Genomic DNA, 24063 nt, shown 5'->3' on the forward strand with positions numbered 1-24063 from the left:
TTGTCGGGAATCTTAATTAAAACGATGATTTTAAGTGTTCTGCTAATACTTGTACATTCGGTTCTAAGACGCATGTGTAATGATTACCAGGAACATCAATGATTGTTATATCTTCTGCGTCCATGATAGAGAAAAATTCTACCCATACGAGAGTTGGGTCAGGCGCCATTATATGCTTTTCTTTAGCTCTGAATACGGTGACTTTTCCTGGGTATGGCTGTTTGACATAGGAATAAGTTGCCTTTAGTGTGCCAACTAATACATCGACGATGCGTCGGTTTTGTTGGCTTTGATTTGATGGTGGTAATATTTTGGCTTCTACTGCTTTGTCAAGGATGTAGTCGATTTGTTCCTCAGCATCCAAGTGCTTCATTTCATTACTGTTTACCAAATTATCTTGACCTAACATTCCACCAAAATACCTCGAAAGGGCGCCAACTAAATAAGGAGCGTCAATTTTCTTGTTTTTATCTAAGAGAATTGGAATATAAGAGTCTACTATTGCTAACAAAGAGACTTCATGTCCCATTTTGTGTAGTTGCTGCGCCATTTCATACGCGACAACTCCCCCAAATGACCACCCACCAATATAATATGGCCCATTTGGTTGAAATTTCTGAATAGCTTCAATATAGACGCTAGCCATATCCTCGACGCGCGTTAAAGGTTCTTCTCCATTAAATCCTTGTGCTTGTAAGCCATAAAATGGTTGGTCGTTACTTAGGTGCTGCGCTAATTTTAAGTAACTCATAACATGACCACCTGCGGGATGTACGCAGAAAAATGGCGCCTTGTTACCTTTTGGCTGGATGGGAATTAGAAGGGAGTTATCAAAAGTATCTGTGGTATTAAGAAGTACAGCAAATTCTTCAATAGTAGGATTTGTAAGGAGTGTTGAAATCGGTAATTCCCTACCAAATTGCTGCCCAATGGCTGCTATCAAGAATATTGCTGAAAGAGAACTTCCACCAATTTCAAAGAAGTTATCTTTAATACCTATTGGTTGAATGTTTAAAATCTCTGACCACACTTTTGCCAGTCTTTGTTCAGTATCATTGCGCGGTGCGATAAATTCATCATGTTGGCTAAAGCTTGAAGCTGTTGGCTTTGGCAAAGTACGGCGGTTTACTTTTCCACTCGGTGTTAAGGGTAATGCCTCTAATATCACAAAAGCTACGGGTATCATGTAATCTGGTAGCTTTTGTCTCAAAAAATCACGCAACTTGCCTGGAGTTGGTTCGCAATTTGTAGTAATATAAGCTACTATTTGTTTTTCGGTTAATTCTTCAGAACGGGTAATGACGACTGCTTCTCGCACTTCTGGATGAGCAGATAGAGCGTTTTCTATTTCCCCTAATTCAATCCTAAAACCCCGAATTTTTACTTGGTTGTCTATTCTATTAATGTATTCAATGTTGCCATCATGCAGATAACGAGCTAAGTCTCCAGTTTTATAAAAACGCGAACCTGGTAATAAAGGATTATCAATAAACCTTTCGCTAGTTAAATCAGGACGGTTAAGATAACCACGCGCAACTCCTGCACCACCTATATATAATTCGCCGCTTACTCCTATTGGTACTGGTTGGAGATGCTCATCTAATATATAAATTTGTGTATTGGCAATGGGACGACCGATAGGGATTAGAGCATGAGATAATTTATTGGCTTCGACTTTACAAACAGTTGACCAAATAGTAGTTTCAGTTGGCCCATATAAATTCCATACTGATTCACCTTTGTCTAATAAATGCTGCGCCAACTCACTTGTTAGACCTTCACCACCACAAAGAATTTTTAATCGCTCAAAACCATTCCATCCAGTTGCGAGTAACATTCGCCAACTTGCTGGTGTGGCTTGCATTATCGTTGCACCACTACTATTTATTAGTTCTAACAGGCGCCTACCATCACTAGCTATTTCTCGGCTAGCTAATACTACCTTAGCACCAGTAATTAAAGGTAAATATAACTCAAGGGCGGCAATGTCAAATGATACTGTAGTAACTGCTAATAGTACATCTGTTGCTGTAATTCCAGGTTCATGCTGCATCGATTTTAGAAAATTTACCACACCGCGATGAGGAATTTCTACTCCTTTCGGTTTACCTGTTGAACCAGAGGTGTAAATAACATATGCTAGATTTTCGACGGTTGCACATGGCGCCAAATTTTCTTGGCTATGGGTAGCAATATGTTCTTGGTGTGTTTGTAAACAAATTGTTTTCCTTTGGTTATCATCACAAAATAACTTTATATTATCAGTCAGCAATACTGGCGCCTGAGAATCAGATAATATTAATTCTAAACGTTCTTGTGGATAACCTGGGTCTAAAGGTAGGTAAGCGGCACCTGCTTTGAGGATAGCCAAAAGTCCTACTACCATTTCTAAAGAACGCTCAACGCAAATACCAACCAATACCCCTGGTTTAACTCCCAGTGTTTGTAAATAGTGTGCCAGTTGATTTGCACAGCAGTTTAGTGTACGGTAGGTAAGCTCTTTAGAAGCAAAGGAAACCGCTACTGCATCTGGTGTTCGCTCGACCTGTGCCTCAATTAATTGATGAAGAGTTGTAAATTCATAATCGTTTTCAGTTGCGTTCCACTCTACCAGTATTTCGTCTCGTTGCCTCTCACTCAACAATGATAACTGAGCTACTGCTTGTTCTGGATTTGATACAATACTTTCCACTAAATTTTGAAAATGTTCGCTGAACTGAGCAACCGTTACTTTATCTAACAAATTACTATTGTATTTAAAGTTACACAGTAGTGACTCATAAGTGTCGATGACTTCCAAGCATAAATCGAATTCTATATTATCTTGGGGTGGTTTCTGGTACTCTAGTTCAAGTTGGTAAGTAAATAAAGCTTGACAAATAGATAAATGGCTTGAATTAGACTTTGACTGTAATTGCTTTATCAATGAAGCAAAGGGATAATCTTGATACTTGCTTATTTCTGAAACAGTATGACTAACTTGGCTCAAAAAGGTTTTAAATGAGGTAGTTTCCGAAATCAAATCTTTTGAAACGACTACGTTAGAGATAAGCTTAGTGAGTAGCAAACCAACAATAATTTCTTTCTCAGTTGTGTAACGATAAAGCAAAACTTTAAATGCTGCTAACAAAGCGTTATCAATGCTGACACTTTGATTATTTGCCAGTTCTTTAAGTAACGCAGTTAGTTTATTATTGATTACAAACTTATGAGAAGCGCAATTATATTTTTTAGTAGAACGAGGTAAATTAGTAGGAAATTCGAGTAAAGGTAATTCTCCGGATAGATGTTTTTCCCAATATGCTTGAAGTTTTGACATAGAAGACATAGAAATTGATGCTTTCAGCGTCACGCTGCTAAGAATTTAATCTATTATAAAGTTTAATGGCTTAATTAAATCAGGTAACTATCAAATCAGGTGACTAATGTCCAACACAACTAGGCAAGATTCGATGACAATACAGAAACTTATTGGCATCATGGTTCTGTTTTACTTAATTCAAACTTACGGATGTAATCCAGGACTTTTTGGTCTTCCGCTGACCATTTATCTCAAAGATAACCTTGGACTTTCACCAGCACAGTTAGCAACCTTTAGCAGTCTGATATTCTCTCCCTGGTTAGTTAGACCAATTTACGGAATGCTTGGAGATGCTGTTTCATTATTTGGCTACCAGTTCAAAAGCTACTTTTTTATTTGCTATGCGTCAACGCTTGCTGTCTTATTAGGGTTAGGTATATTTCAAGTTAACACATATTGGTTGTTGGCGATTAGTCTAATTTTAGTTAATTTTTTCATAGCCTTTAGCGACGTACTAACAGATAAAATAATGGTCGTTCAGGGTCGCATTTTAAACAATACAGCTCGCTTACAGGCAATTCAATGGACTTCTTTAAGTTTTGGTCAAGCTTTACTGTATTTTGTTGGCGGCTGGTTTGCTCAAAATTCTAATTTATCGATGGCGTTTATATTCACAGCAATTGTACCATTGATTGGTTTAGTTGCAACCTTTATATTACTTGCAGATGAAAAAAAGGAGCGTAACACTGTTCCGGTTAAAAATAATTTAAAAGCTGTTTGGTTAGCAGTAAAATCACGACGTTTTCTTACTGTTATAGCTTTTATTGCTTGCCTACAATTTACTCTTGTGCCAACGCTAGTAAATTACCTTGTCTATTACTACAAGGATGCTTTGAATTTTGACTCTCAATTTATAGGTATTTTGGGTACATTTGAAGCTTTGTCTAATGGTATAGGCGCCCTCATGTTTGGTATCTTTGCCTTTAGGATTTCGCGAAAACTGTTGTTAAATTTAGCAATTGGGTTTACAGCTGCCTCTACAATTGGTTTATTATTCATAACCAATGCACAAAGTGCTATGTTGGTTAGTGTATTTTTTGGATTTTTTTCAATGATAGCCATGCTGGGTGTCTTAGAAATTGCAGCAAGGTCTTGTCCTGTTGGTGTAGAAGGTGCCACCTATGCAATACTAATGTCTGTGTATCAGCTAGTTAGACAACCTGGGCCTATTTTGGGAGGTTACTTATATGGTTGGGGAACTCCAGTTTACGTTCTTGTGATTATCAGTGCTGTATTTACAATATTTTGCTGGCTTTTAATTCCTTTGCTGAAGCTAGACCAAGAGTAGCTGGTGTCATATCGCGAATGTTACACATGTTTCCGAAAGCAGTGAGTATCTTTCGCTTCTGTGCAGTATTGAGTCTACTATGAGCAACTTGTAGATTATCGATGAGAAGAATATCCCCTTGCTTCCATTGAAAAATTGCTGCATTTTTCCATTCAGCTTTTCCCAATTCTTTCGCTTCTGCTTCGGTTATTGTAATACATTCATTATCACCATTGACAAAATACGCATTAAGTGTACTAGTTCGTTTTTGCGAACCATCAACAACAGTTGCTGCCGTTGTTAGTCTTTGCTGATATTGTTTGTACAACGAAGCTGGTAGCCAATTATAATAAAGCCTTTTTGCCAATGAATACCGCTGGCTAATATTTTTATACCATTCTCTACTTACTAAACAATCAACAATACTTAGGCAAAAACAGAGCCGACTTGTTCTTGGGTGACTAAATAAGGTAATATAAGAACACTCAAAATTTAAAGAGCCATCTTCTTCCCAGTTAAAATCAAATCCTTGTTCAGTAATAAGTTTGCTAATCTCATGTTTCGATAGTCCCTCAAAGACTAATCCTAGTAGATGTTCAGGAACATATCGCACAAATCGCTGCGGATAATTGGCAATTTTGTGCTGTAAACTCGGAGATAAGTTATTAAATAGCCTTTCTGTATTTATTATCGGAGTTTCACCATATACGTCTGGCTGTACTTGACAAAAAAAAGCAAGTAGATTAGGGCGCCAAGGTACCATATTGAGTTCATTATGAGGAGCAATAACGGTATTTGGTGGAGCTTCTGAAGACGTGAAGACTTTATCGGTTATTCGTACACGATGAGCGCTACCAAAGTGGTAAACTGACTCTAACTGGATATTCAAGAACTCTAAAACTTTCTGAAATTGATTACCATCCTTAATATCAAATCCTCGAAACAAAACGGCGCCGTATTTATCTAGCAGTTTATTAAACTCGGCGCCATTTTCAGCCAGTAATCGTGAAAGATGTGCAAAGGATGTTTCTTGTACAGGCTCAACTACCAAAGGTAGCTCTTTTTCCGACGTGCTGTATGTTTTTTCGTCATCTCGTAAAAATCTGAATTGTATGTCTTTTGAGATAGAAATTGGAAGATTTTGCATGTTTATACTGTAAAGCTAAAAAATGCACCAGTTAATAAAATAATAACTTTAATCGTTCCAATTTCCATACCTCCACTAGGCTGATTCTGCTTCTGTTTTAATCGCAGATTGGCTGGTTGAAGTTATACATACCCCCACCAGAATTACACCAAAACTGACCAAAGTAACCCAGCTAGGACTTTCCGAAAAAATCACCCAAGCTTCTTGGGTGCTAAGAACGGGAACAAACAAATCGCATAAGGAAACAAATCCTGAAGTTAACCAATTTAGTGAATATGCGTAAAGTCCCAGCCCTAGTATTTGACATATCAATGCTAGTGAAATTACGTAAATCCATTCATGCAACGAATGGGGGAAAATCTGACCTTCTGTAAGTATGACGATAGGAAAAAGCAAAACCGTGCCAATTGCAGAACACCAAGTCATAATAACTACTGGACTCAAGTGAGTTCGTAGTTGCTCTACTAAAAGTGGGTATAAGCCAAGAAAAACGGCTGATAGTATTGCCGCTAAATCTCCTTGGAGTTTGTCAGTCGCAGCTTCGGTAAAATCATGGTATGCCAGGAGGCAAGCTCCTATTATTGCTACTAACATACCGCTAAGGAATTTACTATCAAAGCGCTTTCCCCAAATCAACCACCCCCCACAAACCGTGAACAGTGGCGCCAAATTGTGCATGAGCGTAGAGTTTGCGACGCTGGTATGAGCTAAAGACCAAGCCCAAAGAGCAAGAGTGGCAAACATCACAACTCCAACTCCTATCAAGAGCAAGATTTGCCGGATTGTGTAACGTTGCGGTAATTTCGGTTGACTACCCGACAGTTGCCCGCGTGCTGCTGTAAATTGATTCCACAGCACAAAAGCGACAGTAGATATCCAAAAACGATTAAAAATTGTAGCGTTAGGACCTAGTTCACCTTCGCTCAAACGGATCAGAATTGGCGAGAAAGATAGAGCCACTAGGCTAAGTAACAAAGAAGCAAGTGCTACGGTCGTTGGTGATGCGAATAGTTGTTCGCCGGGGAGTTTCGATTTTACCTTGAGCATTAATTTCCAATTAGATTATCAAATGTATTTGTATTGCTTGCTACTTTGTCGCTTTTTTGAGCGTACAAATATATAATGTCATAATTATTACATTTTATTACAATTGTCCGAGTGCAACACATTAAAAAAAATCTGTCAACAGAGGTAATTAACTACATTTATAGCTATTTTTGATGATTTCCAAAAGAAAAATCAGAAAAAGTCTAAAAATATGATAAAAGAAACCCGGTTTCGGAAAGAAACCGGGTTTTTAGGATGCTCAAGACTTTTTGCTAAATTCCATCACTGTCAGACTGGTTCCTGTGTGAATCACTTGTTCTAGTTGAAAGCCGCTAGTACTAAACAACTCCTTATATTCTTCTTCGGTGCGCCAATAACCCCCTGGATTTGTCACCATCATCTGAACTGCGGCAAGACCTGGAATAGTTCCATCTGGATATTCTACTGGCGCCCCGCGAGGTGGAACAAGTGTTTGTAGAAGTACGACTTTACCTTGTGGAGGAAGAGCTTCTCTACACCGAGTAATTACTTGACGCGCGTCTTCAACATTAAATACAGACAAGAAATACTTCATTATAATTGCCGAAGCACCTTTTGGTAACTCCTCTAAAGCATTTCCGCCAACAACTTGCACAGCATCACTATCAATTCCTTGACTTGCGAGGAAAGCAGGAGCTATCTCAACTTCATGTGGAAGGTCGAATAATATACCTTTACATCCGAATTTCTTGACAATATGGGCAATTAGTGAGCCTCGATTGCCTCCAACATCCATAACTGTATCAAATTGGCCGAAGTCGTAGACCTCAAACAGTGAATCAATTGCTTGATTCGTCAAATAGCTCATGGCATTATTAAACAAGTTTTTACTATCGGGGTTTTCCGACATGAAAAACTCATAAAAATTTTTGCCATGTGCCCTTTCAAAAGCGACTTCCCCTGTTTTCAATGAACCACCTAATTCTCTCCAAGCATCCCACATCGGTGGTTCTGTAATATGTAACAAAAAATGTCCTAAACTTGGCTCTGCATCTGTAACCAGGAGTTCTGAGAGTTCTGTTGCAGCAAATACACGTCCAGGTTTTTCTGCAAACACACCTAGATGAGCTAAAGCACGAAGAAGAACATAAAGAGTTTCTACTTTTGTCGAAGTTTTTTCTGCTATCGCTTCCACAGTCATTGCCCCTGACTGTAACAGGTTAGGTATACCTAAATTTGTTGCTATATAAAGACACTGGCTTTGCCAATAGCCATAAATCATCTTAGCAAGTTTATTTGATGCCGAATTCGTCCCTAACAAATCTATTTCTCCGTGTCAAAATTTTACATTACTTCAATTTCTATTTATTCGTACCATCTCGTCAATAGGCCTAGTAGTGCGTGGTAAAGATAATTACTATTACTGCACAGGCGCGTGTTTTTGTTAAAATATGAAAAATTGAGGCGCCTGCTCCGTTTGAAAGCTGTTGAAGTCACTGGCAGTATTGACAAAAATGGAAATTTAATCTTGGATGAGCCGATTCTTGCAGAAGAACACTCTAATAGGGTTCGAGTCATAGTTTTGTTTACTGACCAAGAAGAAATTGACCCTGATGATACGCCCATCGAAGAAGTTAAAGCTATTTTAAGGAGAGGATTTCAGCAAGCAAAAGCTGGGCAAACTAGACCTGTAAGCGAGCTATGGAGTCGGATTGATACTAAATCATGATATTATTTTAGTGCTGGTATCTAGTCATATATCAAGTTGAGGCGCCTACAACTATTTTGGTGATAACAATTTCTTCAAAATTTGATAGAGAACATATTCAAGTAAACGAAATCCTAGAAATCATCAGCGAATTTTATAAAGATTGAGAAATAATCTCTGTTTCTCACAGAATATCTTCGTAAGAAGCTCTTTGTTGGGTCTCCTGTTCCTACAATATTATAAGAAAATCTTAGAGATGCTTCGTTCCTCAGCATGACACATGCAAGATGCTACGTTCCTCAGCATGACAAATGCAAGATGCTACCCTGCGGGAAAACTGCGTTAACGTTCCTCAGCATGACAAATGTAAGATGCTTTGTTCCTCAGCATGACAAGGAGATGCTTTGTTCTTGAGTGTGACAAATGCAAGATGCTACCCTGCGGGAAAACTGCGTTAACGTTCCTCAGTATGACAATGAGATAATAATTTAATTACAAATTTTGTAACGATTAGACCCGTAAAAGCTTAACAATAGTTAATGAGACACAGTTCGCGTTACCCTGTGTTTAGTATAATCAACTAAGCTAGTGTCTCTTAAACAGTTGTGTCCCAGGTAAACAAGAGTGCGATTCATTGTATAAATCCTGATTGTTTGCGTCCCTATCCGCAACCTTGGGGTAATAAATTTTGCAATAGCTGTGGCGCCAATCTACAGCTACTTGAACGTTATGTGCCATTGCAAACCCTAGGTTCTGGTGGATTTGCCCAAATTTATACGGTTTGGGATACAATAGCGCAAACCGAAAAGGTTCTAAAAGTCTTAATTGAAGATTCACCTAAAGCACTCGAACTGTTTGTACAAGAAGCAGAAATATTATGTAATCTTGAACACCCTGGAGTTCCGATTGTTGATATTTGCGGGCATTTTCAGGTTGAGTTCTCACACCCCAAACCTCGCAAACTGCCATGTTTGGTGATGGAAAAAATTCATGGGTTGACGCTGGAGGAAATTCAAAAGCACTACCCGCAAGGTTGTCCTCAAGTATTAGTACTCAACTGGCTGCTGCAAGCGATTGATATTTTAAATCACTTGCATTCCCGTAAAATTATCCATCGTGATATTAAACCCTCTAATATTATGCTACGTACAGGCGCCTTTTCTCGTGGGGCGGTACGTGGAGACCAGCTAGTGTTAATTGACTTTGGTGGAGTCAAGCAAGTTAGTTCGGCATTGCTGCGCTTTCCTAGTCGCTCAACGCGGTTGTTTTCGTCGGGTTATAGTCCCCCAGAACAGCTAACTGGTGCTAACGTTGGACCCCAAGCCGATTTTTATGCGCTTGGTCGAACGATGGTAGAATTACTTACTGGGAAAAACCCTGCAGATTTGGAAGACCCTGTTACAGGAGAGTTACGCTGGCGCCATTTAGTTGACGTTAAACCCAAATTGGGCGATTTACTTGACGAAATGGTTAAATACGATGCCCGCTCTCGTCCTGCATCTGCTACCGTTATTCAAAAAAGACTCGCTAGTATTTCTCAAGCGGCGCCTGCCATATCATTATTTTCTCAGGTTGGGCAAAACGTTCAGAAAAAATTTACTCAAATTACCCATCAAGTTAATAACACCGCATCACCGTTATCTAACTTCTGGCAACGGTTAAAAGGTACAAGCGTACAAATAACTACTGCATTCGCACAAGCGACTTCTCAAACAGTACTTTTTACAGTCAAGACTTTTATTAATACTATTCTCGCTTGTCTTAGTACTACTTGGGCAATGCTCCTTGCTGCAATTGGCGCCTGTATTGGTACAATCGTTGGTTTACTACTCGCTAATAACACCATCTGGGGAAAACAACTTTCTGTATATATTGCTAACCAACTTCCAGGTGTATTGAATAATACAAGCAATGTGTCAGGGTCAGAAATAATATCATTCGCGGTTGCTGGTTTAGGAACTTCATGGGCACTAACTATTAGCGGTGCATTTGGACAAAGGCGCCGTTACTTCATCGCTTTAATTACAAGTATTATTGGCTACGGTTTAGGATGGGTAGTATTAGCTAGTATTAGTGTACCTACTGCTAATCTCGCTTACTCAGTTACAGCCGAAGGATTAATGGGGTTGATATTAATCGCGGTTTCTTTGCTAACTCTTGGTTTAGGACTACGTAGTCATAACATAGTTCATGCACTAACTAGCGCTTTCGGTACAGCGTTAACTTTTGCTTTACTAATTAATCTTGGTATTTTGTCACCTAGCTTATTTAACTTTCTACTTTCCACAGAAGCATCTCAACTGGCGCCTAAAGTTATCTTTTTTAGCTTACTAGGTATTTTCAACAGCTTTTACCTAGCTCTAAGTCATTATTTAGTAGTTCCTTGGTTAAAGCTTTTAGGTTGGAAGTAAAGAGTGCTGAGTGCTGGGTGCTGAGTGCTGTGGAGCGGAATTAAGAATATTACTCAGCACTCATTACTCATAAATATTCATCCCCCAGTCATTATCTGACCGAGGGATTACATAAGGCTTAGACTATAGAGTTTCTGTATAATTAGCAGTTATGTCCATTCTAATATCTACGTCCAATATTCGGTGGTTCAAAGACGCGAGTTTATGGTATTTTCACAGAGTTTTTACAGGCTCTTTATGTTTACATGCGTCTTATCTCTAGTATTTACAGGCATTACTGAGGTTTTTTGTTTGTTAGATTACATGTATCGTACCAACACAACCTATGTAAGTGTATAGTTTATAGTTATTTTACTATTTCTTTACATTTTCTTTATTCCTATTGTTTGCGAAAAAAGTCCTATATGTAAGTATGGCTATACGCACGATTGGTAAAATTCTAAAAATATGCGACATAAACAACATACAATTTTTGCTACTTTAGCGGTACTAGCTTGTTTGGGATTAACTCAACAAGCTAAAGCAGTCAACCAACAAGATTTAGAGCAGTTTAAGGCTACTGGTGTCTGTTCTCGTTGTGATTTGAGCGGCGCCGACTTAAGCGGAGCTAATCTAACTAGGGTGATTTTACGCGATGCCAACCTCAAAGGCGCCAATTTTAGCGGCTCAAACTTAAGTGGTGCTGACTTAACTGGTGCAAATTTGGAAGGTGCTATATTAAGTAATACAAATCTTACTGCTACTTCTTTCACAGGCGCCTTATTAAAGTCAGCATCCCTAGAAAATGCCAATATGAGGTTTACTAGCATGATGGGCGCCAACTTAGAGGGTGCAAACCTTAAAGGTTCAACCAGCATGATGGTAAATATGCGCGGCGCCAACTTTCGTTTAACAACGTTGTCTAACGGTCTAGTTACTGGTGACAAACCTTATGGTTGGTCATTACAACGTCCTCAAAAACGTGATTGCGAAAAATTTAAGATTGAGAGGGGCGCGCGTGGTAGCGTTTGTTCAACCGAGCAAATAACCGAGGAAACTACAGAAAGACGCGAATAATTATCTTGACGGTGGGGGTAGGCAATCCCCACCTTACGCCATATCATACTTTTGAAAGATTCTCTATATATTTAATAATTATTTAATTTGTTGTGTCCGATAATTAATACTAATATTTCGATTGGTAAATATGTCACCTAATAGAGTTAATCTGAATTTTATGGTTCATAGCGAAAAATAACTTCACATCCAATTTGCCCGATATTACTAATGTAAGCACGGCCAATGCGGCAGTCTTTGCTGCAAATTATTTCTGTTTCTAGCTAAATGAGGTCAAAAGTGAATGCTTAAAGGCAGCGAACTGAATATTAATCAGGGCTGTAATCTCAAGTGGAAATTAGGAGATAAAAATAAACTATCTTCCACGGTACAGATTTTACTAGTGATTACGTTAGAGGTTCCACAGTAAACATACTTAGTATTACTAGGAACAGAAGCAAAACATTAATATTTTTACTCCCGAATGTCCAAATTTAGGGCATTATAAACCGGGTTTCTTCGTTGAAATCTGTGATAAAAATGACGATTTGGTGTAGAAACCCGGTTTCTGTTTGATTATAGTCTGTTCTGTTGAGTTGTAATGGTCGTCGGGTGACTGACGTTAAAGCACAGTATTTTCAATTTTGTTCGATTTTGAATTATTAAATCAAGGACGAGAGATATGGGTATACCTCACGCATCTTTTACAGCGACTGAAAAAGCGTTTCACGTTACTGGGTATGAAAAAATAGACTTCAGTCTAGAGTATGTCAACGGTGCGTTTGATATTAAAAATACTGAAGTCGCAGACAGCTACCAACCGTTTGGACGCTGTTTGGCAGTGGTTGATGCGAACGTTAACCGTTTGTATGGTGAGCAAATTCGAGCTTACTTCCGTTACTATGACATTGATTTGACGGTACATCCTGTTACTATTACCGAACCTGCAAAGACGCTAGCGACGTTTGAATCGGTTGTAGATGCATTTGCTGATTTTGGTTTGATTCGTAAAGAACCAGTTTTGGTAGTGGGTGGTGGACTAGTTACTGATGTAGTGGGTTTTGCTTGTTCTGCTTATCGTCGTAAGACTAACTATATCCGTATTCCAACAACGCTTATTGGTTTAATTGATGCAGGTGTCGCAATTAAAGTTGCAGTGAATCACAAGAAGTTGAAGAACCGTTTAGGCGCCTATCATGCACCACAGAAGGTAATTCTTGACTTTTCGTTCTTAAAAACTCTGCCTGTTGCACAAGTTCGTAACGGAATGGCAGAGCTAGTCAAGATTGCCGTAGTCTCAAATTCTGAAGTTTTTGAACTGCTGTACGAGTACGGTCATGATTTACTACAAACTCACTTTGGTTATGTAAATGGTTCAGAGCATTTACAAGAAATCGCTCATAAGGTGAATTACGAAGCGATTAAAACAATGCTAGAGTTAGAAACACCTAATTTGCATGAAATCGACCTTGACCGGGTAATTGCCTATGGTCATACTTGGAGTCCTACACTGGAATTGGCGCCGCGCGTTCCTTTATATCATGGTCATGCGGTAAATATTGATATGGCATTATCGGCAACAATTGCATCTCGACGCGGATATATTTCTGTAGGAGAACGTGACCGTATTCTCGATTTAATGTCTCGCATTGGTTTGTCACTTGACCATCCACTATTAGAAGGTGATTTACTTTGGCACGCTACTGAGTCAATTACTCAGACTCGTGATGGGAAATTACGTGCAGCAATGCCAAAACCAATTGGAACTTGCTTCTTTGTTAATGATTTGACTCGCGAGGAGCTAGATGCTGCGGTTGTCGCGCATAAAGAAATTTGTGCAGCTTTACCGCGTTCTGGTGCTGGTATTGATGCTTATATTGGCACAGAAGAGGTGGAAATGGCTGCGGTGTAAATATTACGGGGTGGTTTGTAAAATTATGATATCTGTAAGGGGCGGGTTTACGAGATGGTACACACAGTTTTAGGATATTGGTTAACCCGCCCCTATGGTATCCACAATCTAAAATCTAAAATCTAATGACTATTACTCAAATTAATCAACCGAGAGCTGTTACACCTCATGGTATTTTGGTGGAATTGCTCCAAAGTACATTACAACTCGCGCAATCATCAAATACTTCCGCAGAGGTATTGACTTCATTACAGCAGATATATAATCTAGCGGCAGGTTTGGAACCTTATATTGGTGAATATACGACGAATGAATCTCAGGGTTTGAAGGCACTTGCACAGAAGACGAGTACTGAAGATTGGTCTAAGCGGTTTTCTGATGGTGAAACTGTTCGTCAACTCGAACAAGAAATGTTATCTGGACATGTTGAAGGACAAACGCTGAAGATGTTTGTTTACTTGACTAAAGCCAAACGTGTTCTTGAAGTGGGTATGTTTACTGGTTATTCGGCGTTGGCAATGGCGGAAGCATTACCCGATGATGGTAAACTTGTGGCCTGTGAAGTTGATGCTTATGTTGCTAGCTTTGCTCAAGCTTGTTTTCAAAATTCCCCTCATGGTAATAAAATTAGTGTAGAAGTGGCGCCTGCTCTTGAAACACTACGTAAGTTAGCTCAAAACGGTGAGTCGTTTGATTTAATTTTCATCGACGCTGATAAAAAAGAGTATATTGAATACTTCCACACCATATTAGACAGCAGCTTACTGGCGCCTGGTGGTTTGATATGTGTTGATAACACATTAATGCAAGGACAAGTATATCTACCTAACGAACAACGTAGTGTTAACGGTAAAGCAATTACTGAATTTAATCAAGTGGTCGCAAATGATTCCCGTGTGGAGCAAGTAATATTACCTTTGCGTGATGGCGTTACTTTGATTAGAAGAATTTGATTATACACATGGCACAGTCAATTTCGCTTTCCTCACCTGCAAAAACACATGCTCCTGGTATTAGCGCTTCTTCGCTAAAAACTTTAGGCACTCTTACACTTCTATTGCTTGCTTTACCATTAAATGCATCTCTTGTTTTGGTCGCACTACTTTTAAAAAGTTTGCGTCCTCAAAATTTTACCACTGAAAAACCTAAAAATATTTTGATTAGCGGTGGTAAAATGACCAAAGCATTACAACTTGCGCGCTCGTTCCATAATGCTGGGCATCGAGTTATTTTATTAGAAGCGCATAAATATTGGTTAACTGGACACCGCTTTTCGTCTGCTGTAAATAAATTTTACACAGTTGAGGCGCCTGAAAAAGACCCAGAAGGTTATATTCAGTCATTAGTAGACATCGTAGAAAAAGAAAATATCGATGTTTATGTACCTGTGTGTAGTCCTGTTGCGAGTTACTATGATTCTCTCGCGAAGAAAGCACTGCCACAATGTGAAGTTATACATTGCGATGCAGAAATGACACAAATGCTTGATGATAAGCACGCATTCGCACAAACTGCACAAAGTTTTGGTCTATCAGTTCCTAAGTCTTTTAAAATTACTGACCCCGAACAAGTTATAAACTTTGATTTCTCCCAAGAAAAGCGTAAATACATTCTTAAAAGTATTCCTTACGACTCAGTACGTAGGTTAGATTTAACTAGACTTCCCTGCGATACTCCCGAAGCAACCGCAGCATTCGTGAGAAGTTTACCTATTAGTTCAGAAAAACCCTGGATTATGCAAGAATTTATTCCAGGTAAAGAATATTGCACCCACAGTACCGTTCGTAATGGGGTAATTACATTGCACTGCTGCTGTGAGTCTAGTGCGTTTCAAGTCAACTATGAAAATGTTGATAACCCTAAGATTTTTGAATGGGTAAGTCGTTTTGTTAAAGAGCTAGGTATTACTGGGCAGGTTTCTTTTGACTTTATTGAAGCAGAAGACGGGAATATATACGCTATTGAATGTAATCCTCGTACTCACAGTGCTATCACGATGTTTTATAATCATCCAGGTGTAGCAGATGCATATCTAGGTACAGGAAATAATTTGGCAGAACCTATTCAACCAAAATTTACGAGTAAACCAACTTACTGGACATACCATGAAATATGGCGCCTATTTAATACTCGTTCCTGGTCAGATTTTGTTTATAGATTCAAAATTATTAAGCATGGTAAAGATGCTATTTTTTCTTGGCAAGACCCGTTACCGTTTTTGATGAATCCTCACTGGCAAATTTTCTTGCTGTTAATTCAAAATTTGCAGAAAAATCGAGGTTGGATAAGGATTGATTTTAATATTGGTAAGTTGGTAGAACTGGGTGGAGACTGATTTTAAAGGGTGGGCAAGGATGCCCACCCCACAAGATGTTTATTCTATGAGTTCCAAAATTTGGATGCAGCATATGCCATTGTGACTACACCTGTAATGATGGCATTTTCATCTACTTCAAATTGTGGATGATGTAATGGGTAGTTTGTTGGTCTTTCTTTAAAGCCGACACCGAGACGGAACATGCTACCAGGTGCATAATCTAAATATACTGAAAAATCTTCGGCGCCTAAGCTCGGTTCTGGTAGTACCTGAACTCTCTCGCATCCCCATGCTTCTTCGGCTGCGGATTGTAGTAATTGCGTTAACGTATAATCGTTTTGGACGCTGGGAACTCCTTGACGATACTTAACTTCATATTTGGCGCCATACGAGTCACAAACGTTTGCCACAATATTCTCAATCCAAGCTGGTAAATTTGCTCGTGTTTCTGGATGTAATGAGCGTACTGTTCCTTTTAATTCTACTTTATCGGCAATTACGTTCGGCGCCCGTCCTCCATTAATTTGTCCAATACTCAATACTACGGGACGTAATGGGTTTTGGGTTCGACTAATCGCTTGTTGTAATGTTGTGATTACCTGCGAAGCTATCCAAATTGCATCGACTGCTTCGTGTGGACGGGCGCCGTGTCCCGATTCTCCTATAATAATAATCTCTAAATCATCAGCCGCAGCAGTTAGGGCGCCGTAACGTAACCCAACCGAACCACCAGGTATTGACGGAAAAACATGTATTCCCAATATTGCGGTAACATCATTCATTGCCCCATCTTTAACCATCCAACTTGCACCTTGAGCTATTTCCTCAGCAGGTTGAAATAAAAACCGAACTTTTCCTGGTAATTCTTCTGCTAATTGCGACAATATCATTGCTGTTCCTAAACCAACTGTTGTGTGGACATCATGACCACAAGCGTGCATTACACCCGACGCGCGCGAGATAAAATCTAATCCTGTACGCTCCTGAATTGGTAGTGCATCCATATCAGTACGAATCGCTAAAATGCGATTACTTTCTCCAGTACCTTGCAACTCTCCAATTACACCTGTTTTGCCTACACCTTCTTGTACATGTAGACCACTCGAAGATAAAACACCAGCAACAAAAGCTGCCGTTTGATATTCCTGACCGCTTAGTTCTGGGTGCGAGTGCAGGTGACGACGAATTTCAATTAAGCGAGGCGCCAACTTTGTTGCTAAATCTTTTATATCAGTCAACATATCTCAATTAAACTACATACTTTTTTCCATGATAGTTACAAAACAATGTAGAGACGTGATTAATCACGTCTCTACAAATTTTAATATTATATCGAATATGTACGGTGGGCAGTGCCCACCCTACGATTACTTCATCATGCCGGCTTCTTTAGCCATTTTTTGTTGTTCTTCGCTCTTAACACTCTTGAACTGTGTAGCTAATTGCTCGCTTTGCTCAGTACTGAAGTTGTTACGGATAGCAGCAAACATGGTGCTTTCTTCTTGACGAATGTGGTCGCCAACTGCATCCATGATCTGTTTGATTTTGTCTTTGAATTGAGGAGAAGCTGGATCCATTGCCTTGGCTTGGTCTAACTCTACTTTCAATTGTGCCTGTTCGTCATACAATTCTTTGGTGTCGTCTTCACCGTAGAAAGGACGTACTGCGGGGTATACAACTTTTTCTTCTGCAATCGAGTGTACTAATAAATCTTTGTAGATTTGACCGAAGTACTCTTGAATTTTTTGAGGGTCGTTGCTCGCAAATAACTGAGTGAACAAGGTATTTACCTTATTGTGGTCAAGACGAATAATGTCTTGAATGTTCATGTCAGTCTTATCACTGGTTTGGGTAACAGCGCTACCAAATACACCGCTTAAAGCAGCCATAGCATCTTGTACCCGTCCCCAGATACCTTGGTCAGCATCTTGTCCGGTTAGTTCGCGAACACCTAGTACTTCTAATACACCTTTGAGTTGCTCTTGGTGCGCGCGGTTTTCAAAGTTGATGGTGTTTAAAGGTCCAATTGCCATCATCACATCGGCGCCAACTTTTTGTGCTGCCTTATGAATGGTCAAACCACTCATTACTTGTTGGTGCTTCAACAATTCATGTTGGAATACTTTTTCGTAGAAGCTTAACTCTGAACCTTGCATCAACTGCTTAAGCGTGTCAATCATTTTGGTGATCGTTTGCTCAGGTTGTGCTTGTACGCCGTACTGTACGATAACAGTATCTAAAACACCTAGATTCTTTTGGTCATCTTCGAGCATCTTCTGGAAGCGCTCAGAAATTTCAGAATCATTTGACTCACGCAAAAACTGCTGTTCGTTTTGAATCAACAATTCTTGCAACGCTTTCATATCAGCTAGCTTCATGCCGATAGCAAAGCGCTTGGTATCGTCTAATGTAGCTACCATTTGTGTGTTCTCCTGTTAAAGGGTTTTGTTTAATTCCTTAATTTCAAGGTTGCCACATAGATTACGAGCTTCCATCTGACTTTTGAGCGATTACCATTAAAACCGTAAGGTAGAAACGCATGATTTTATTTTTTGCATTGTATTAATAAATAAAGAACTAATTGTCAAAACTAGATTTATACTTTTCGATAGAGCCAAAATGAATACGTCCTATTCCAATAGATAGAGCAAAATTCTATTGCAATTTTCTAGATTGACAGTGAAGGTTAAGATGGGAGATTGCACTAATAATGCCTAACAATCCTGGATTAGGCGAGCAGGCGTTGAATAAAGCTGCCGAAATTGGTATAACTAGCCAATTAGACGAAGTGGAAAACCTAGATGTAAACGTAAAGACAGATCCTCTAAAACTTATGCAGGGGGAACTAGATAGCGTCAAAATCGATGGTGAAGGTTTAGTAATGCAAAAAAGTCTGCGTGTGGAAGAATTGCACATGCAGGTTGACAACGTTGCTATAAATCCTCTTAGCGTTGCATTTGGCAAAGTCGAACTGACAAGACCAACTCAAGGCAGTGCAAAGATTGTTTTGACTGAAACTGATATTAATTGCGCGTTTAACTCAGATTATATTCGCAGCAAATTGCAAAGCCAAACAATTAACTTATCAGGTCAACCTGTAGCAGTTAGTTTGAAGCAAGTTGACTTTCATTTGCCAGGACAAAATAGAGTTGAACTAAAAGCCGATGTGCAGTTAGACAATAATGAGAATCATCTAGTTGAATTTTCAGCAGTTCCAACTGTTAGCGCGAACGGCAAAACAATTAATTTAGAAAACGTCGAATATCCACAAGGAGAAGAAAGCTCGTCAATCACACAATCCTTGATTGATGCTACAAGCGAAATCTTAAACCTGGATAATTTTGATTTACAAGGTATGACGCTGACCATTAAAGGTTTATACCCTGAAGTTGGTCAATTCATTATTGCTGCTGAAGCTTATGTAGAGCAAATTCCTTCAGCTTAAAACAAACCGAAAGAAACCTGGTTTCTACACGAAATTATTGTTTTTATGACGATATATCGACAAAGTAACCAGGTTTCTAGTTATCAACAAACCATTAATACAAACAACTATGGAAACCGAACAAAGAAACACTACCCCATATCCAAACATTCCTGCTGTACTTGAAAGCGATAGTCGCGAATTTCGTGATACTGGTGTACCAAGCACAGTAGCAATTGCTGGACATCCAATTCATCCTATTTTGGTTCAGTTCCCAGTTGCTTTTCTGGTTGGCTCCACATTAGCAGATGTAGTTTTTTGGTTTAATCGCGATAGTTTCTGGGCACTAGGTGCATACTGGTTAATTCTTGGTGGTTTCGTTGCTGGACTTGCCGCTGCTGCTACTGGACTATCAGACTTTTTCCGTATTGAGAGAGTTCGTAAGCGCACCGCAGGTTGGGCACACTTAATTTTAAATGTTATCGTTTTAGGTTTAACACTCGTTAACTTGTTAATTCGTTGGAATCATCCCGTTTCTGCGGTACTACCTTGGGGGCTTGTTATTTCACTTATAGTCGCTACAGCTTTAGGGTTATCTGGCTGGTATGGTGGAGAACTTGTATATCGCCATAAAATATCAGTAATTGGTAATGGTAGTCGTAGCGAACCTTAGAAAATTAGTAAGCTTTTAGGAGGCGCCAAAGTCAAAAAGTTATTTACAAAACTTTTAAGCTTTGGCGTTTTGCTTATTATATACAGTCTAAGCTTTAAAGCTGAAACGTAATCCTCTCTTTGCTCATCGTCGCGGTGAGCATTTTTATTATTGTGAATAGTTATCAAAATGCAAATAAGAGTCAAAGTAAAACCTAACTCCAAGGCGCCGAAAATTATTGAAGAAGAAGATGGTAGCCTTACGGTACATCTTAAATCGCCACCAGTGGATGGTAAAGCAAACGAGGAGTTAATTAAGACTCTTGCTGAGAAATATAATGTGCCAAAATCTGACGTTACAATCAAATCTGGTTTATCCGCACGGCAGAAATTAGTTGAAATTGATATGTAGAGACGCGATTAATCGCGTCTTTACGTATGGCGTCTCTACATCTTTTGTGTTTAATCTTCCGTAATATCAATGTATCCGGGTTGACTTTTAATTCTATCAATCCAGGCGCCGATAGCAGGAAACGGTGTTAAATCGTAACCACCTTCAGGTGCCACATGCGTGTATGCAAATAAGCTGATATCTGCTATCGAGTAACGTCCTCCCACAAAAAAGTTATTCGTTTGTAAATGATTTTCCATTAAGCGTAGTGCTGCATAACCCTGCTGCTGTCGTTTTTCGATTTCGGCTTGATGTTCCTCGTGAGTTTTGAGAATAGAAATCCAAAATCTCGGTGATGCGATGTAAGGTTCGTGACTAAACTGCTCAAAGAACAACCATTGCAAAACTTGAGCGCGTTGCCAACGGTCGTATGGTAAATACTCAGTACCCTCACTAAGGTAAATTAAAATAGCATTTGATTCTGCTAAATACTGACCCGGTTGTACTTCTAACACAGGTATTTTACCATTTGGATTTTTGCTCAAAAAGTCTGGACTCCTAGTCTCACCCTTGGTTATATCCAGATTTATGCGCTCAAAAGGTATCCCCAGTTGTGTTAGTAAAAGCCGTATCTTATAACCATTTCCAGAAGGTAAAAAATCGAACAAACGCAAAGTTTCCATGCCAAGAAATTGGGATGAAGTTGATATTTTTAAGAAGGGGGAAAAAACTATATATTATCAGATTCACCCAATAATTAGGATAAAATTTTATATATACCTTATCGAAGGTATAAAAAAGAGAGAAATCTCCCTTATAAAGTAATGTTTAATTTCCGGAAGCGCGAAATTCATTTTTAGCAAGGTACTAAAGGTTTAAATTATGTGTGGAAGATTTACTTTAACACGATTAGAGGAAAAATTGGCTGAAGTTTTCGATATTCCAAATATTCCAGATTTCAAACCACAATACAATGTGGCGCCTACGCAAACCGTCATGACAGTATTGCATCATCCAGAACATCATCATGTGTTTCAATTATTACATTGGGGATTAATCCCTTCGTGGTCAAAAGACCCCAGCATCGCATCAAAACTAATTAACGCGCGTTCAGAAACAGTCGCTGAGAAACCCTCATTTCGGTCAGCGTTTAAAAAGCGTCGGTGTTTGGTAATTGCAGACGGGTTTTACGAGTGGCAGCGTACAGAAGGTAAAAAACAGCCTTATTATTTCCAACTTCAGGACTCTCAACCGTTTGGCTTTGCTGGACTTTGGGAGCAATGGCACTCAAATGAAGGCGAACAAATTGATACATGTACTATTTTGACAACGAGTGCCAATTCTCTAATGGCGCCAATTCACGACCGAATGCCAGTAATATTAAAGCCAGAAGATTACGATTTGTGGCTTGACGTGCAAGTGCAAGACCCAAAAATGTTACAACCACTATTGCAGCCCTATTCAACCGAAGCTATGACGGCATATCCAGTAAGCACCATCGTAAACAGTCCCAAAAACAATACACCTGAGTGCGTGGCGCCTGTTGGATAACGGGGCACATAGAGGCAGGTTTATTTTATTAATTTGTATATAGTCCTGATTTACGCCTTAACCTGCCTCTACAATATTTCTATTGATATAACTATTAAAGAGGCGGATATGCCAAGAACCCAGAAAAACGATAACTTTATTGATAAATCCTTCACAGTAATGGCGGACATCATCCTTAAGATACTGCCAGCAAACAAAAAAGCCAAAGAAGCGTTCGTTTACTACCGTGACGGAATGTCGGCACAGGCAGAAGGTGAGTATGCCGAAGCTTTAGATTATTACAATGAAGCGCTAGAACTTGAACAAGACCCCAATGACCGTAGTTACGTTCTTTACAACATGGGGTTAATATACGCAAGTAACGGCGACCATAATAAGGCTTTGGAATATTACCACCAAGCCATCGAACTAAACCCACGAATGCCTCAAGCATTGAATAACATCGCCGTAATTTACCACTTCCAAGGTGAAAGAGCCAAGGAAGCAGGTGACAACGATGCAGGGGAAGCGCTGTTTGACCAAGCTACCGATTATTGGATTCGTGCAATTCGTTTGGCGCCGAACAACTACATCGAAGCACAAAATTGGCTCAAGACTACCGGACGCTCCCAAGTTGACATATTCTTTTAAAAGCCAACAATGTAGAGACGTGACATGTCACGTCTCTACATATGTCAATACATATGTCAATAATCCATAAATTAAAAAATGATTGACCGCGAACTAGTACATAAAGTCGCCTTTTTAGCGCGCTTAGAATTAACACCTGAAGAAGAAGAGCAATTCACTACGCAATTGGGAAGTATCTTAGAATACGTAGACCAATTAGACGAACTAGACGTTACCGATGTTCTTCCCACTACGCGAGCAATTGATGTTAGTAATGTCACACGTGCCGATAACTTACAACCTTATCCTGAACGTGAAGCAATTCTAAATGGGGCGCCTGCTCAAGAAGGCGAATTTTTCAAAGTGCCCAAAATATTGAATCCCGAATAATCTCTTATTCCCCAATACCCCATACCCCATACCCCAGGCTGAAGCCTGGGGCTACACTGGGGCTACACTGGGGCTACACTTATGTAGCGTATTTGACGCTACATCCATAAGGTTGAGTTGTAGATGTTTTTACTGCTTCACCCTTGAGGACGCTATCTACAGCCGCACGCACATAATTATTGGCTGTTTTGGCATCTTGAGGATTTTTAGACGAATTATCATCAATGGCGCCTGTGTATTGTAACACGCCGTTTTTATCAATTACATACATATGAGGCGTTGTACGAGCTTGATACAATTTACCAACTTTTCCATCTGCATCAATAAGTACTGCTGTCGGATTTGCATTACGAGTTTTTGTTAATTCGTTGGCTTTTTGTGGAGCTACATTTCCTTGTTGTCCAGGCGCCGAGGATATTACTGATAGCCAAACCACTCCTTTACCAGTTTTTTCCTTTTGCAGCGCTTGCATATTATTGCTTTCATAATGCTTTTTCACAAATGGACATTCGTGATTTGTCCATTCTAATACAACTGTTTTACCTTTGAAATCACTAAGATTGTGTGTTTTGCCATTGCTATCTACTGCTGTAAATGCAGGTGCAGGGGCGCCTACTCTAACAGCAGTAGTATCAGTATTTTGTGAAACAGGACTTGATACATTTTGTGGCACCGAGCTATCTGCTGAATTAGTAGAACTTTGGCAACCTGCTGTTGAGGCTATAGCTAGTGTAGTAATTCCTGCTATAGCTAGCTTTTTCCAGTCGAGTTTTTGTAGACGTGTTTTCATGGTTGGTTTTATGGGTTGATGGCAACGGATACAGCGGATGTAACGGATAAATAAATGGGCTTCGTAAAGAAGG

General features: G+C 39.4%; 21 protein-coding genes. 13 read left to right on the forward strand and 8 right to left on the reverse strand.

Annotated elements, in window-relative coordinates; genetic code table 11:
* Positions 1–16: 16 nt before the first annotated feature.
* The gene (locus DSM106972_RS18310) at positions 17–3328 is read right to left on the reverse strand and encodes a non-ribosomal peptide synthetase (RefSeq protein ID WP_233787123.1); all 3312 of its coding nucleotides are present in this window, start codon (positions 3326–3328) and stop codon (positions 17–19) included.
* Between the two features lie 97 nt (positions 3329–3425).
* Between DSM106972_RS18310 and DSM106972_RS18315 the strand changes: the two genes are divergently transcribed.
* The gene (locus tag DSM106972_RS18315) at positions 3426–4649 is read left to right on the forward strand and encodes an MFS transporter (protein ID WP_127082051.1); all 1224 of its coding nucleotides are present in this window, start codon (positions 3426–3428) and stop codon (positions 4647–4649) included.
* Here the strand turns inward: DSM106972_RS18315 and DSM106972_RS18320 are convergent.
* The 3 genes from DSM106972_RS18320 to DSM106972_RS18330 all read right to left on the reverse strand — a co-directional run bounded on the left by DSM106972_RS18320 (position 4597) and on the right by DSM106972_RS18330 (position 8122).
* Complete coding sequence (locus DSM106972_RS18320; RefSeq protein WP_127082052.1) at positions 4597–5775, reverse strand: TauD/TfdA family dioxygenase; 1179 nt, start codon at positions 5773–5775, stop codon at positions 4597–4599. The two genes, DSM106972_RS18315 and DSM106972_RS18320, sit on opposite strands and share 53 nt — an antisense overlap.
* 75 nt (positions 5776–5850) lie before the next feature.
* A complete protein-coding gene (locus DSM106972_RS18325) occupies positions 5851–6822 on the reverse strand; it encodes a DMT family transporter (RefSeq protein WP_127082053.1) in 972 nt (323 codons plus the stop codon).
* Positions 6823–7081: 259 nt separating this feature from the next.
* Positions 7082–8122, reverse strand: coding sequence for a methyltransferase (locus DSM106972_RS18330; RefSeq protein ID WP_233787124.1), 1041 nt, complete (start codon positions 8120–8122; stop codon positions 7082–7084).
* A gap of 156 nt (positions 8123–8278) precedes the next feature.
* Here DSM106972_RS18330 and DSM106972_RS18335 point away from each other — a divergent pair, with 156 nt between their 5' ends.
* From DSM106972_RS18335 to DSM106972_RS18360, 6 genes are all read left to right on the forward strand, one after another.
* On the forward strand, positions 8279–8530 hold the full coding sequence (locus DSM106972_RS18335) for a type II toxin-antitoxin system RelN family antitoxin (protein ID WP_127082228.1): 252 nt from the start codon (positions 8279–8281) through the stop codon (positions 8528–8530).
* Between the two features lie 584 nt (positions 8531–9114).
* Positions 9115–10920: a serine/threonine protein kinase gene (locus tag DSM106972_RS18340; protein ID WP_170213584.1), complete on the forward strand. Its 1806-nt coding sequence runs from the start codon at positions 9115–9117 to the stop codon at positions 10918–10920.
* A 447-nt stretch (positions 10921–11367) separates the two neighbouring features.
* Entirely contained in the window at positions 11368–11976 is a 609-nt protein-coding gene (locus DSM106972_RS18345) for a pentapeptide repeat-containing protein (protein ID WP_127082054.1), read from the forward strand.
* A 661-nt stretch (positions 11977–12637) separates the two neighbouring features.
* On the forward strand, positions 12638–13867 hold the full coding sequence (locus DSM106972_RS18350; RefSeq protein ID WP_127082055.1) for a sedoheptulose 7-phosphate cyclase: 1230 nt from the start codon (positions 12638–12640) through the stop codon (positions 13865–13867).
* 125 nt (positions 13868–13992) lie between these two features.
* Positions 13993–14820, forward strand: coding sequence for an O-methyltransferase (locus tag DSM106972_RS18355; RefSeq protein ID WP_127082056.1), 828 nt, complete (start codon positions 13993–13995; stop codon positions 14818–14820).
* Positions 14821–14828: 8 nt separating this feature from the next.
* Positions 14829–16202, forward strand: a complete 1374-nt coding sequence (locus DSM106972_RS18360) for an ATP-grasp domain-containing protein (RefSeq protein ID WP_127082057.1) — start codon at positions 14829–14831, stop codon at positions 16200–16202.
* Between the two features lie 44 nt (positions 16203–16246).
* On the opposite strand, the gene DSM106972_RS18365 is transcribed toward DSM106972_RS18360, so the two are convergent.
* Together DSM106972_RS18365 and DSM106972_RS18370 are read right to left on the reverse strand one after the other, a co-directional pair.
* Positions 16247–17425, reverse strand: coding sequence for a M20 family metallopeptidase (locus DSM106972_RS18365; protein ID WP_127082058.1), 1179 nt, complete (start codon positions 17423–17425; stop codon positions 16247–16249).
* 126 nt (positions 17426–17551) lie between these two features.
* Positions 17552–18604, reverse strand: a complete 1053-nt coding sequence (locus DSM106972_RS18370) for a hemerythrin domain-containing protein (RefSeq protein ID WP_127082059.1) — start codon at positions 18602–18604, stop codon at positions 17552–17554.
* 290 nt (positions 18605–18894) lie between these two features.
* Between DSM106972_RS18370 and DSM106972_RS18375 the strand changes: the two genes are divergently transcribed.
* From DSM106972_RS18375 to DSM106972_RS18385, 3 genes are all read left to right on the forward strand, one after another.
* Entirely contained in the window at positions 18895–19629 is a 735-nt protein-coding gene (locus tag DSM106972_RS18375) for an LmeA family phospholipid-binding protein (protein ID WP_127082060.1), read from the forward strand.
* A 109-nt stretch (positions 19630–19738) separates the two neighbouring features.
* Positions 19739–20281: a DUF2231 domain-containing protein gene (locus DSM106972_RS18380; RefSeq protein ID WP_127082061.1), complete on the forward strand. Its 543-nt coding sequence runs from the start codon at positions 19739–19741 to the stop codon at positions 20279–20281.
* 168 nt (positions 20282–20449) lie between these two features.
* Complete coding sequence (locus tag DSM106972_RS18385; RefSeq protein ID WP_127082062.1) at positions 20450–20671, forward strand: DUF167 domain-containing protein; 222 nt, start codon at positions 20450–20452, stop codon at positions 20669–20671.
* Positions 20672–20721: 50 nt separating this feature from the next.
* On the opposite strand, the gene DSM106972_RS18390 is transcribed toward DSM106972_RS18385, so the two are convergent.
* Positions 20722–21333 (reverse strand): glutathione S-transferase family protein, encoded by a 612-nt coding sequence (locus DSM106972_RS18390; protein WP_127082063.1) that lies wholly within the window; start codon positions 21331–21333, stop codon positions 20722–20724.
* A 199-nt stretch (positions 21334–21532) separates the two neighbouring features.
* Between DSM106972_RS18390 and DSM106972_RS18395 the strand changes: the two genes are divergently transcribed.
* The 3 genes from DSM106972_RS18395 (at position 21533) to gatC (ending at position 23200) form a co-directional block, all read left to right on the forward strand.
* On the forward strand, positions 21533–22201 hold the full coding sequence (locus tag DSM106972_RS18395; RefSeq protein WP_127082064.1) for an SOS response-associated peptidase: 669 nt from the start codon (positions 21533–21535) through the stop codon (positions 22199–22201).
* A 108-nt stretch (positions 22202–22309) separates the two neighbouring features.
* Positions 22310–22831, forward strand: coding sequence for a photosystem I assembly protein Ycf3 (locus DSM106972_RS18400; protein WP_019491256.1), 522 nt, complete (start codon positions 22310–22312; stop codon positions 22829–22831).
* 78 nt (positions 22832–22909) lie between these two features.
* Positions 22910–23200, forward strand: a complete 291-nt coding sequence (gatC, locus tag DSM106972_RS18405; protein WP_073619417.1) for an Asp-tRNA(Asn)/Glu-tRNA(Gln) amidotransferase subunit GatC — start codon at positions 22910–22912, stop codon at positions 23198–23200.
* A gap of 79 nt (positions 23201–23279) precedes the next feature.
* Here the strand turns inward: gatC and DSM106972_RS18410 are convergent, their stop codons facing one another.
* Entirely contained in the window at positions 23280–23990 is a 711-nt protein-coding gene (locus DSM106972_RS18410) for a thioredoxin family protein (protein WP_127082065.1), read from the reverse strand.
* Positions 23991–24063: the final 73 nt, after the last annotated feature.

The sequence above is a fragment of the Dulcicalothrix desertica PCC 7102 genome (assembly GCF_003991905.1).
GTDB lineage: Bacteria > Cyanobacteriota > Cyanobacteriia > Cyanobacteriales > Nostocaceae > Dulcicalothrix > Dulcicalothrix desertica.

Excerpts from the sequence above, each read along its gene's own strand:
- DSM106972_RS18350 (WP_127082055.1), top strand. The coding sequence starts at position 12,638 with ATGGGTATACCTCACGCATCTTTTACAGCGACTGAAAAAGCGTTTCAC.
- gatC (WP_073619417.1), top strand. The coding sequence starts at position 22,910 with ATGATTGACCGCGAACTAGTACATAAAGTCGCCTTTTTAGCGCGCTTA.
- DSM106972_RS18365 (WP_127082058.1), bottom strand. The coding sequence starts at position 17,425 with ATGTTGACTGATATAAAAGATTTAGCAACAAAGTTGGCGCCTCGCTTA.
- DSM106972_RS18390 (WP_127082063.1), bottom strand. The coding sequence starts at position 21,333 with ATGGAAACTTTGCGTTTGTTCGATTTTTTACCTTCTGGAAATGGTTAT.
- DSM106972_RS18360 (WP_127082057.1), top strand. The coding sequence starts at position 14,829 with ATGGCACAGTCAATTTCGCTTTCCTCACCTGCAAAAACACATGCTCCT.
- DSM106972_RS18310 (WP_233787123.1), bottom strand. The coding sequence starts at position 3,328 with ATGTCTTCTATGTCAAAACTTCAAGCATATTGGGAAAAACATCTATCC.
- DSM106972_RS18320 (WP_127082052.1), bottom strand. The coding sequence starts at position 5,775 with ATGCAAAATCTTCCAATTTCTATCTCAAAAGACATACAATTCAGATTT.
- DSM106972_RS18315 (WP_127082051.1), top strand. The coding sequence starts at position 3,426 with ATGTCCAACACAACTAGGCAAGATTCGATGACAATACAGAAACTTATT.
- DSM106972_RS18395 (WP_127082064.1), top strand. The coding sequence starts at position 21,533 with ATGTGTGGAAGATTTACTTTAACACGATTAGAGGAAAAATTGGCTGAA.
- DSM106972_RS18400 (WP_019491256.1), top strand. The coding sequence starts at position 22,310 with ATGCCAAGAACCCAGAAAAACGATAACTTTATTGATAAATCCTTCACA.
- DSM106972_RS18385 (WP_127082062.1), top strand. The coding sequence starts at position 20,450 with ATGCAAATAAGAGTCAAAGTAAAACCTAACTCCAAGGCGCCGAAAATT.
- DSM106972_RS18380 (WP_127082061.1), top strand. The coding sequence starts at position 19,739 with ATGGAAACCGAACAAAGAAACACTACCCCATATCCAAACATTCCTGCT.
- DSM106972_RS18370 (WP_127082059.1), bottom strand. The coding sequence starts at position 18,604 with ATGGTAGCTACATTAGACGATACCAAGCGCTTTGCTATCGGCATGAAG.
- DSM106972_RS18325 (WP_127082053.1), bottom strand. The coding sequence starts at position 6,822 with ATGCTCAAGGTAAAATCGAAACTCCCCGGCGAACAACTATTCGCATCA.
- DSM106972_RS18375 (WP_127082060.1), top strand. The coding sequence starts at position 18,895 with ATGCCTAACAATCCTGGATTAGGCGAGCAGGCGTTGAATAAAGCTGCC.
- DSM106972_RS18355 (WP_127082056.1), top strand. The coding sequence starts at position 13,993 with ATGACTATTACTCAAATTAATCAACCGAGAGCTGTTACACCTCATGGT.
- DSM106972_RS18345 (WP_127082054.1), top strand. The coding sequence starts at position 11,368 with ATGCGACATAAACAACATACAATTTTTGCTACTTTAGCGGTACTAGCT.
- DSM106972_RS18410 (WP_127082065.1), bottom strand. The coding sequence starts at position 23,990 with ATGAAAACACGTCTACAAAAACTCGACTGGAAAAAGCTAGCTATAGCA.